Source organism: Vibrio sp. 10N.237.312.B06 (assembly GCF_041464685.1).
GTDB classification, from domain to species: domain Bacteria; phylum Pseudomonadota; class Gammaproteobacteria; order Enterobacterales; family Vibrionaceae; genus Vibrio; species Vibrio tasmaniensis_A.
The window spans coordinates 43,742-54,290 of record NZ_JBFSPI010000028.1 but is presented as its reverse complement, the minus strand read 5'-3'; the positions used below and the strand labels follow the sequence as shown (position 1 = coordinate 54,290).

Annotated in this window: 8 protein-coding genes and 2 pseudogenes; 4 read left to right on the top strand and 6 right to left on the bottom strand. The window is 43.3% G+C overall.

Annotated features, from left to right (window positions below; translation table 11 throughout):
• Positions 1-66 precede the first annotated feature (66 nt).
• Both AB6C75_RS10055 and AB6C75_RS10050 read left to right on the top strand, forming a co-directional pair.
• Positions 67-342 (top strand): hypothetical protein, encoded by a 276-nt coding sequence (locus AB6C75_RS10055; protein WP_372107688.1) that lies wholly within the window; start codon positions 67-69, stop codon positions 340-342.
• A gap of 30 nt (positions 343-372) precedes the next feature.
• The gene (locus AB6C75_RS10050; protein ID WP_372107687.1) at positions 373-1,584 is read left to right on the top strand and encodes a radical SAM protein; all 1,212 of its coding nucleotides are present in this window, start codon (positions 373-375) and stop codon (positions 1,582-1,584) included.
• Positions 1,585-1,730: 146 nt separating this feature from the next.
• Here the strand turns inward: AB6C75_RS10050 and AB6C75_RS10045 are convergent, their stop codons facing one another.
• Positions 1,731-2,072 (bottom strand): hypothetical protein, encoded by a 342-nt coding sequence (locus tag AB6C75_RS10045; protein WP_372107686.1) that lies wholly within the window; start codon positions 2,070-2,072, stop codon positions 1,731-1,733.
• Positions 2,073-2,191: 119 nt separating this feature from the next.
• Positions 2,192-2,985: pseudogene (locus AB6C75_RS10040) on the bottom strand (phytanoyl-CoA dioxygenase family protein).
• 304 nt (positions 2,986-3,289) lie between these two features.
• On the opposite strand from AB6C75_RS10040, the gene AB6C75_RS10035 reads away from it, so the two are divergent.
• Positions 3,290-4,480, top strand: coding sequence for a GGDEF domain-containing protein (locus tag AB6C75_RS10035; protein ID WP_372107685.1), 1,191 nt, complete (start codon positions 3,290-3,292; stop codon positions 4,478-4,480).
• Here AB6C75_RS10035 and AB6C75_RS10030 read toward each other — a convergent pair.
• The 4 genes from AB6C75_RS10030 to AB6C75_RS10015 all read right to left on the bottom strand — a co-directional run bounded on the left by AB6C75_RS10030 (position 4,467) and on the right by AB6C75_RS10015 (position 9,480).
• Entirely contained in the window at positions 4,467-5,348 is an 882-nt protein-coding gene (locus AB6C75_RS10030) for a DMT family transporter (protein WP_104214905.1), read from the bottom strand. The genes AB6C75_RS10035 and AB6C75_RS10030 overlap by 14 nt on opposite strands.
• 185 nt (positions 5,349-5,533) lie before the next feature.
• Entirely contained in the window at positions 5,534-6,865 is a 1,332-nt protein-coding gene (locus AB6C75_RS10025) for an MFS transporter (RefSeq protein WP_372107684.1), read from the bottom strand.
• A gap of 209 nt (positions 6,866-7,074) precedes the next feature.
• On the bottom strand, positions 7,075-8,586 hold the full coding sequence (locus AB6C75_RS10020; RefSeq protein WP_009845789.1) for a DUF1214 domain-containing protein: 1,512 nt from the start codon (positions 8,584-8,586) through the stop codon (positions 7,075-7,077).
• 105 nt (positions 8,587-8,691) lie between these two features.
• Positions 8,692-9,480 carry a hypothetical protein gene (locus AB6C75_RS10015; protein ID WP_012600238.1) on the bottom strand — a complete coding sequence of 263 codons (789 nt, stop codon included), beginning with the start codon at positions 9,478-9,480 and terminating at the stop codon, positions 8,692-8,694.
• A 130-nt stretch (positions 9,481-9,610) separates the two neighbouring features.
• Here AB6C75_RS10015 and AB6C75_RS10010 point away from each other — a divergent pair.
• A pseudogene (locus tag AB6C75_RS10010) lies at positions 9,611-10,537 on the top strand (LysR family transcriptional regulator).
• The last annotated feature ends 12 nt before the right edge of the window (positions 10,538-10,549 follow it).

Here is a 10,549-nt window from a genome sequence, read left to right as displayed (position 1 = left end):
GCTACCGATGTATTGTTGAACGCGAAATGTACAGCAAAGATCAACACGCCCTAGGAGTTAAGAAAGATGAACGTGCCTGAAGTAATGTCTAAGTGGAAAACATTGCTGGCTCTGACCATGGCCTTGTTTGCTCTTAAGTTTCATCTACTTCTGATTTGGGGGCTATTTTGCTGGTTTTGGGGATGGGAAAATCTTCGCGCAAAAGAAGCCTTCTTTGTTGAACGTCTTGAGCTAAAAGAACATCCAGTTTTGTTTACCTTAATCATTATCAGTTGGTTTGTGATGGGAGGGGTATATTTCTATATGGACAATAGAGTCTTTGAGTTTTTTAGCTCTTTGTAGCAAAGCAAAAGTGAATAATTAGGATACGCTATGAAAATCTATTTAATTAAAGCGTCTGCTGGCAGCGATTACTCAAAATACAAAGCCTCTACGGGGGGACCTCCACAAAACATCTTTGCCGCCGCTGCTGCGACACCAAAGTGGTACAAGTTAGATATGGTTGATGAGACCATAGGTGCAAAAGCTGACCTTTATAATGATGCTGATTTGGTGGTGATATTTATGTCGACTCCAGATGCTTATCGGGCTTACGAGCTAGCTTCTAAATATAAGAAAAAAGGCAAAACAGTCATATTCGGGGGGGTACATACTCAGTTTAACCCTTCAGAAGCGGCAGTATATGCGGATTGTTTGGCGATGGGAGAAGTTGAGAACTACTGGGTTCAGTTACTACGTGACGCAGAGTTTGGTTCGCTACAGCCTATTTATGAAAGCTCCGAGCCTGTCGATCTCAGTATGCTCAATCCATACCCAACAAATATCATCAATCCTGAAGCGTACAATTATACATGGTCAGTAGTTGTGACAAGAGGTTGCCCATTTAAATGTAACTTCTGTTTAGTGCCAAGGTTCTTTGATAAGTTCCAGAAAAGGCCAATCGAAAATATCGTCAGCGAGTTAGCGGATCTCAAGACATTAGATATTGAGTGGGTTGAGTTACACTCCGACAATCTCACTCATGACTGTGAATATGCTTTGGCACTATTTAAAGCCATTGAGCCGCTTAACATGAGCTTCTATGGGGAAACGACAGTCTTGATTGCTCGTGACACCGAATTGCTTAGTGCTGCGGTGAAGTCAGGGTTCAAAGCTGTATTATTAGGCATAGAAACGCCATCTGAAGAGGCTTTAAAGGCTCAGAAAAAAGGCTTTGTGAAACCATCTAAAATGAAAGAGTACATCGCTGAGATAAGATCTCATGGTATTGAAGTATGGGGAGATTTTTTGTTCGGTTTTGATGAACATGACACTTCTATCTTCAAACAAACGCAGAAGTTCGTCGAAGATATCAAGGTTGATAAGGTGATCCCGCACTACATGATTCCGTTTCCCGGTTCGGAGTCTTTTAGTCAGCTAGAGCGAGAAGGGCGACTTCTTACTAAAGATTGGTCCAAGTACGATGGTAGCCATCCGGTTTATCAGCCAAGTCGTATGAGCGTTGAAGAGCTAGAGGAAGGCTTGTATTGGATTTGGAGAAAGAATGCGAGCTTGAAAGAACGAGTTGTTGCCTGGTTCAATTAAAATTTGTTCTGGATACATGGAATGAAAATCGCGAAGGTTCATAAATAAGTTTTACTATTCGGAATGCCTGACTGAGTCATTACACTTTAAAGGCTCCATGTGGAGCCTTTGCATCAAGTTTTTGACGTAGCGGTGAAACCCCGCGATCAAAAGCCATAGCTTTGTTTGATTGGATCGCAGACTAGTTTATATTTAGCATCCGCAGCTTCTTTCCCGGCAAATTCTAACATCGCTTCTGAATAGCCCATTGCAGTGCCGAACTCTTCCATTATATAAGGGTCTTCTTTGACACTCACAGTGCGATCTTTCGATAGCTCGACAATAAACTTAGCGTAATCTTGGTCTTTATCTAAGCCTGCCGCCCAACCAAAGCAGTGCGCAGCATCTTGTTTAGGGAATTCGTTAAAATCTTCACCATTCACTTCGGCTAAAACAGCACCCGAAACAAGTGCTGTAAGTAGTGATATGCTAGTAATTAATTTTTTCATATTGCTTATCTCGAATATTGAATATGAAGCTATCTTATTGCGAGCGCTATGAAATAAATGTGAACATATTTGTTATTATTTTCAAGTCATGTGACTTTTGATGTAACTGTTTTAATCTCTTATGAGCAAAGCATCGATTTTAAGTGTAGCGTGTTCATGAACAATCTTGGGTCGGTAATATTGCTCAACATCGATGGTGTTGGCAAACAATCGTCATCAACGTAGTCGACATAGTCTGCCGCCGAATCAAAGATCAAAATATCCAAAGCCAAACGATCCAAGCCATATCGGCCTCGGTGGATCATATCCGCTGAAAAAACCAATAAGTCTCCGGCGGCTAATGGTATCTGCTTACCACCAGAGATGTCATCGCTGCTCACTTTGCCGTTTTCTTCTTGGCGAACGTTGTATTCTTCTTCATTGTCCCAGCGTTTGTGTGTTCCGGGGATAAGCTCCATCCCGGGTTCATCAAATATAGGTACACGGAGGTGCAATACTTGAGTTTCCATGATGACTTTCATCTGGTCATCAATGTCATAGTCGTATTGACAGTCACGATGCCAGAAGTCTTTTTGTTTTGTTGCGGATTTACTGGGTTGAAGAACAGCTGTGTATTCATGAATGCCGGTTTGTTCGGAATCACCGCGTCAACCACGTCCATCACTTGCTTCGAGCTGATGAAGTCGAAAAGCACGCTTCTATCGTCGGCGAGCAAATATTCGCTTCCCGTAATTAAAGACGAGTTAAATGCTTCTTCTTTATAGAATTCTTCGTTGTCTGCTTTCCATGATTCATGGAATTTCAGCACGACTTTTCTAAGCGATGCAATTTGAGCTTCATCGAAATAATTTCTGATAACAAAGTAACCATGTTCGTCGTAACGGTCACTTAATTGTTGGCTGTTTTCTACCACTGATTACCTTCGTTCATTCTTTGCTGTGCAATAACCACAGATTTCTTGGGCGCATAATGCCAGACAGTCGCCATTCAACCAAGTAACGAGTGCAGAAGCCTGTAGATTCCGTGATGCTATGAAGCCATGTGTGGACGAGTTTTACATGCCTATCCAGATCATGGACTCATGCGACAAGAACCTCTGCATATGTGATCTATCCCTTATTTTATAAAATATAAAGATTCATATAGTGAATGTTTCTTTGGCTTGTATGATTATTAACCATGTTGTGATTTGGTTTGCGTATGGAAGATAGAAAATCATGGATGGTTTTTCGCTGGATATGAGAACACTTAATTTTATTATTATTTTGTTCTCTTTCATTTACTGTATTGGCTTATTGTTATTTCAATTCACTCAACAGCCGATTAAAGGGCTTTCAATCTTTTCCATTTCAATATTTGTTATCGGAACTGGACCGTTGATGTTGAGCCTAAGAGGGGAATTCCCTGATTGGGTCACTGTTATTGGTGCCAATATGGTCATTGCGCTTGGTTTTCATCTCGCCTTGTATAGCTTATGCCTGTTTCGAGAATACTCTCTCAAATGCACCTACCTCAGTAGTCTAATGATGTTGGCTCTTTTGCCATGTTTTATTTACTTCACGTTCTATGAGCCTTCCATAAAGGCTCGAATTATCCTCATTAGTTTATATCTGGCTTTTGTGACTCTTTGCACTGCCTTTGCGGTATTAAAGGGCCTGCGTGATGACTTGACTCTAGGTATTCGGATGATGGCCTTGTCATTTACGATATATGGCGGGTTTATGATTTTCCGAGTAATGGTGACGCTATTTTCGGCTGAGCTGCAGGATTTCATGGCGGCCACGCTCATTCATCAACTTGCCTTTTTAGTGAGCATCGTTCTTATTGTGTCGATGAGCTTTACAATGCTTTGGCTGATAAATGCAAGGTTGCTTAGTTCTATTCACGAGCTCTCCTACAGCGATCCCCTAACGGTACTGGGAAACCGCAGAGCATTAGATGAGATGGTTCCAGTTATCATGAAGCAGGCGGAGACTGCGCCTGTCAGTGCCATTATGATGGATATTGATAATTTTAAGTCGATCAATGACCAATACGGACACATTGTAGGTGACCTCGTGATCAAGTCTTTTGCTGAAATGGTTCAAAGTGCGATAAAAACATCGCCCAAAGCCAGTGCGTTTCGTTTTGGCGGAGACGAGATAATGATTTTATTGCCTAATGTCGGTTTCCAACAAGCTCAGGTTATTGCTTGCAAGTTACGATTGTCTATTTCAGAGGTATCAGCAGTACAAGAACATGAGATGTTTCTGACATCGAGTTTTGGTGTTGCTCAGCTTCACCCACATGAGAGTTGGAATGGGTTTATTAACCGAGCCGACAAAGCGTTATATCAAGCGAAAACAAACGGTCGCAATATGACTTCAATTTGTCCTAGTCATATTAACGAGCTCGTCACTGCCACATAACCAATACCGCTGCGATAGAAAGCAAAATGAGCGCAAGAATGTCTTTGCGCGCGATGCTTTGCCCCAACCAGAAATAGGATATCAACACCATGAAGATCACTTCGACTTGCCCGAGTGTCTTTACGTACGGCACGGCTTGAAGCGACATCGCGCTAAACCAACCCAGAGAACCGATAACACTCGCTAGGCTTGTCATCACGACCAGTTTAGATTTCTTGAATATCTGGCGCAGCGTGTCTCGCTCTCTGAAAAAGAGATACGTACAGATAATGCATGTCTGAAGAGTTATCACCAGAAACAGCACCCAAGCAGCGCTGTGAGGGAAGGGCAGCCCTATGCTCAAGCTTGCTTCACGTACCCAAAGAGACGTTAAAGCAAAAGCGGTACTACACGCCATACCTAACAAAAATACTTTCGGAGACAAGCTTCGCCAACCAGAAGAACTACTCATGATTAGTACGCCTAATGTTCCGATAAGCACGCCGACCCAACCTGTTAGTGTCAAAGCAGTACCAAAAAACAATACGGATAGCACAGCAGATACGGGGGCTTCACACTTAGCTAAGCCTGCTCCTATCGCATAGTTTTCGAGCTTAAATAACATCACCATTAAGCCCGTCGCGAGGATCTGCATAATGGCTGCTGCAATAATGTAGAAAACAAACTCACCCGAAAAATCAGGTGTGGATACTGGCTTCCATTGATAGAGGGCGCACAGATAAATTAAGGCGATTGGGCCTGCCCAGATAAAACGCGCCAGCGTCACACCAGCAACACTCATGGAGCCACTTAACTTGCTTTGAAAGGCATTGCGCCAAGATTGGCTGAAGGCTGCGAGAAGAGTAAAGGCTATCCAACTAAATGACATGACGCTTCCGTGTGTTATATAAAATTATGATTATATTAACAAATTTAACCAATAGAAGAAGGGGCTTGTTTGTTTATTGAGCGTCTATTTTCAGGCGATAGTCTATTTGGGTAGATCAGAACTTTGTGCGAGCTAACCTTTCAAGAGTTAGCTCATTGAACTTCAACACAATATAGCTAGCCGCCTCAAAAAATTGGCTCTTTTCGGTTCTTGAAATAGAACAGTGCGCTGATCGTAATGAACAACAGAGTGAAGTAATAGAAAAACGAAGACAGTGAGGCCAAGAAGGCAAGGTTCTGCTCTATTTCTTGTTCGGTGTAGCCCAGAGACACCAACTTATAGTAGTAAGCGTACAAGATACCGATCAGGCCGTATCCGAGGTTAAACATCAGCCCTTTAAAGCTGAGAACCGTGGCTCGGTTGTGTGATTCGGTCTTTTTATTCAGGTGGTAGCTGATGAAAATGTTCATCGTCATGATGATAAAGATTAATACCAGTGCCGGAATGACTCCGTAAATCGACCAACCTAAACTGATCCAGTAATAAGTCGCCATGCTTGCCAATCCCATAACTACAATGAAGGTTTTAGCCTCCATGCTCTCTGCTAATCTTCGGCTTTGTCCTGCCAATATAATCTTAAGCAAGCTGATACCCGCACCAATAAAACCAAAGTAGATAATTGGAATATCAATGGCCAGATAGTATTGGCTGTTCATGGTTAGGAACATGCGTGAGGTGTGTTCGAATAGGCTGTAGTAGAGCAAGATGAACAGCACGTAAGGCGTAGCAAAGACCCACTTACCCGCATCGATCGTCAATTTAAGACTTGAGATGGTGGTTGCCAATTTGGTTTGGTCGCTTGGCATCACCTTTTTCTCTTCGCGCATATTAATCGCGGCATAGATAGCGATCATCGCTACAAATAGGGTGGCGAACACAGGAATACGCATCAGATCTTTAGTGCTTTCTGGTTCGGCTAGTCCAAGGAAATGAAAGATGTTCGTCATAAAATTCACGTCGTACATCGCCGCACCAATTAGTGTGACAAAGATACCGACCGTTGAGGCGACACGAAGCTGTATTTGCAGCACTCGAGGCCACAACTCTTCATTGCCTTGTTCTTTTAAGGTGTCGTAAGCCAATGCCTCGTCGGCGCCGCTGGCCAGTGCCATCGCTAAGCCACTGAGAATCCGGTTAATCAGAAAGACAATGAACACCAAGTCGGGGTTTCCGGTTGGTACTAGCGCGATCATTGCGATCTCAACAAACATCACGATCGAAGACAGCACCACTAGTTTCTTGCGGCCTAAGGTATCAGCGAACGCGCCCGACGGTACTTCAGCAAGCACAATGGTGGCCGCCCAAACTACATTGAGCATCGCGAATTGAGACAGGGTTAACCCGTAATCTAAATAAAGTAGGGTGAATATAGGGTAGTAAAAACGCGCAAAGTAGCTGCTTCTAAACATTAAGAAGTAGCGGACATTGGGAATTTTAAGGATCTCTTTGAGCGTCATGATAATTTCAGTAATTTAGATAACACATCATTATGTATAACCCTTTTACTCTTTTAAATCATGGAATTGTTTCAAGAATCAGAAAAACAACTAGTTGAGTTTATTTCGCAGCGCCTTTGAAGGCTAGATGGAATAAAAAGAGGAGCGCTGTGGCTCCTCTTTTATCGTGGGTCGTAATGGACTTTATCGTTAGTACATAGACTTAGCGGCTAGTCCACACGCTTAAAGTTAGGCAGTAAGGTTTCTGGCTGTTGCGCTACAAATGCTTTACTTGGTGAGTAAGCGCGGAAGTAAACAAACCAGTTTTCATCTTCTCGGGTTTGCACCCAATTCGCTTCATTTACACCAGCAGGCTTAGTTGGCGAGAAGTGGAAGGTGTAATTGCCTTGCGAATCTTTAACTGTCCCTTCAATGTTAGAACCCACGTCGGCACGCTCAATTTCGTTGTCGATGATGGCGCGGTTCTCGACGTTGTAGACAGTGATGGTCCAGAATAAATCGGCGAAATTTACATCTCCATCTAGCGTCAAAGTATAGTGGTTACTGCCATTTAGCCCTTTGCCATTGTCGTCACGGTAGTTGTCTAGGTAGATCTGTCCCCAACCGCCGTTCTCAAATCCATGCATTGCAATGTCGTTAGTGACGGCTTCATAAAACCAAGCTGCACGTCCATCGAGGTCCATACCATAGTGACGGTCTTGGTTTGGTGTTGAAGCCGTTGCGATTTCCCACGAATTCCCTTCTTTGCCATAAGCCGCGTGTGGTAGACGTTCAGTCTTGTTGAAATCGATGTTTTTAACCATAGCTTCACCCATGATTACAGCTTGTTCTAAGATGTCACGCTGCTGAGCTGATGGAGTAAATGCTTTGCCTTTTTCAATACCTAGTGGGCGTAACATGTCGTGCATCATGCGGTCGCGCTCTGCTACAGGTTCGGCTTGGATCGCTTCATTCAAGGTCTCCCAAAATGCCATACCACGTGGGTGCTTAGCATCGTCACCACGTTCAGGGAAGTTCACGCCTTTGCTACTGAGCGGCTTGCCGTTAAGGTCAGTAATTTTTAATGCTTCTAAGTCTTTCATACGTTGCTGATCTGACTTAGCCATTAAGCGAACACCCAAGAAAACATTATTGGTATCAGACTCAAATACTTTTGCGCCTTTTGGCAGGTTACTCGGCGTTTCAGAACCTTTCGCTTTTACCACGTAGACGCCCGGCTCAGTCATCTGAGAAATACCGATTTGCCACATGGTGTGTACCGCGCCACGCAGTTCATTTGTGGGTATTTCTATAACAACGGGCTCTTTCTCTACGTTAAACCAAGTAATCGCGTAAGGCGTAGAGGTATTGTAAGTTAAACCTCCTAGCTTAGATTCATGAGACTCAACATAAGTAATTTGACCATCCTCTGCCCCCATGTCGGCATAGGCTTGTTTCCATGCGTAGTTTGACACCAAAGGCACGGACCAAATGTAAGCTTGTGACGCGCGTTGATAGTCCATCAGTTCAAACAGTTTTGCAGAGCTTTCTTGTGTTGGAATGCCATGAAGAAAGTCGGTTTCGAAAGTAAAGTCACCTGCACGCGTTTGGATCGTTTCTGTCGCATCACCGTTGCCTGCTATCGCTGTGGCTGAAAACAAGGCTGTTACAGAAACTAGCATGGCAGCTGAGCGTAATGGGCAAGTGAAACTACCAACAAAGGCTTTAGATATCATATTCATAATGTGTCCTCAAAACTCAAAATTATTCGTCAAAACGGGAATGGCTCGTCGAACAGAAATCATTGGTTCAAACTGAAAGAGCTCATCCAAGCAGAAAGTGACTGCTTAAAACTGATAGTTAAATTCGATGCGGTGATCACCGTCTTCGATACTGGTGTTTTCTGTCCAATTTGCAAAATAACGAACGTTCGCCCTTGGGTTAATCTGGTAGCTCGCAGCAAACTCATGTGCGAGTACAGAATCACTGCCCTCGAATCCATAATCTTTGAACGTTGATGAACCAGACATCGTGCCTAAATACATAGGGTTATAGTTCAACCAAATCTTGTCGGTAAGTTGCATTTTTGCGTACATACCCGCCACGTAGAAAGTGCCGTGCATGTTGTAGCGATCACGAAGTTGATCCGCGTCGAGGTTGCCTCCAGAGCCTTCAACCAACTCCTCACCTGCAGCAACACCAACACCCGCAAGCGGATAGAAGTTAAACATGCCCATTTGTGGAAGAGCCTGTATAAAGCTGTATGACGCACTACCTTGATTACTATCGAAATCCCAAGACATATCGACTTGTGTGCCTCGACCATTGGTTAAGTCTACGCCGAAGTTTCTGAAACGAATCGAATCGATAGTGTCATCTGCGCCTCGGTTATTCCAACCAATGGCTTCACCAGCGATGCCTTTGACTTCGAAGACATTCATACCCATGGTCGTATCGCTACCAGTGTCATAGGTTTGCCCGATTTTCAGGTTTAAGCCTTTGTCTGTGTAACCGAAGCCACCTTGTGTATAGACGGCTAACGGATCTGACATATCTTGAATTTCGGCTTCTTCCGCGAACGCGACACTTGCCAGAAACAAAGGAGTTAGAGAAAGGATTGAACGTTGTAATAACATAGATGCCTCATAAATTTATCTCACTACATCCGTGTACTGCGTGAAGGTGAGGTAACTATACAAAGTGGACATCGTTAAGTTAATTCATATAAACTTAACCATTCGTTAAGTATTGGTTTATGGTTTGGATATGAAACTGAATAACGTCGATTTGAACTTATTGAAAGTGTTTGTGGTGTGTATCAGGAAAAAAGCTTGCGCAAAGCAGCTGAAAAGCTGTTTGTCTCGACACCAGCGGTAAGCCAAAGCGTCAAAAAGCTTAAGGAATCATTAGGTGAAGAGCTATTTGTTTTGTCCAATAAGCAGTTTCTCCCGACGCCTTATTCTGATGAACTGTATCGACGTGTATTTCCACTATTGGACGGGTTTGGTCACGGCGATAGAAGAGGGTAAACAGTTTACTCCTGCCGAACTAAGCGAAGATTTTAAGATAGAGGCGAACCCGCACCTTTTGCCTTGGTTAACACCCTCTCTGTTTCATCAACTCTCAGATGAAAGTCCACTTTCGAGGTTGATTAGTCATACTAGCTCCCAAGATTCACTGGAAAGACTTAAGAGTGACGAGATTGATTTTGTTATTCACTTTGAAGCTGAAAACCTGCCCGCCGAGATCATTGCTGTGCCTCTCGTGACCCTAAAATTTGTATTGGCAGTAAGAGTCGACCATCCTTTTAAAGAGGATGTAGCACAGATTGATGATTTGTTGTCCTTTCCATTTGCGCATGTTGACCTTGCTTACTTCGATCAAAACAAACACTCGCGATTGGAAGAAGAAGTTTTAAGCCAAGGTAAATCGATTAATATGGCGCTTCGAACGACGTCAGTTGTTGGGTTAATAGAAACGATTAAGCATTCCAACATGATCGCACCCTGCATGCCTCCGGTGATCGAACAGCACAAGGGAGTATTGCGCTCGATTGTGATTGAAGGATTAGAAGAAGATGCAGAGAAAATGGAGGTATTTGCCTATCTTCATAAGAAAAACCAACATTCTGCCAAATACAAGTGGTTACTGGATTTGATCGAAACGGCGATGATTGAGGCCAACCATCAGTGAGTTCTAATCGTT

Coding starts and splice junctions, on each gene's coding strand:
- AB6C75_RS10050 (WP_372107687.1), top strand. CDS start 373: ATGAAAATCTATTTAATTAAAGCGTCTGCTGGCAGCGATTACTCAAAA.
- AB6C75_RS10025 (WP_372107684.1), bottom strand. CDS start 6,865: ATGACGCTCAAAGAGATCCTTAAAATTCCCAATGTCCGCTACTTCTTA.
- AB6C75_RS10020 (WP_009845789.1), bottom strand. CDS start 8,586: ATGAATATGATATCTAAAGCCTTTGTTGGTAGTTTCACTTGCCCATTA.
- AB6C75_RS10035 (WP_372107685.1), top strand. CDS start 3,290: ATGGATGGTTTTTCGCTGGATATGAGAACACTTAATTTTATTATTATT.
- AB6C75_RS10055 (WP_372107688.1), top strand. CDS start 67: ATGAACGTGCCTGAAGTAATGTCTAAGTGGAAAACATTGCTGGCTCTG.
- AB6C75_RS10030 (WP_104214905.1), bottom strand. CDS start 5,348: ATGTCATTTAGTTGGATAGCCTTTACTCTTCTCGCAGCCTTCAGCCAA.
- AB6C75_RS10015 (WP_012600238.1), bottom strand. CDS start 9,480: ATGTTATTACAACGTTCAATCCTTTCTCTAACTCCTTTGTTTCTGGCA.
- AB6C75_RS10045 (WP_372107686.1), bottom strand. CDS start 2,072: ATGAAAAAATTAATTACTAGCATATCACTACTTACAGCACTTGTTTCG.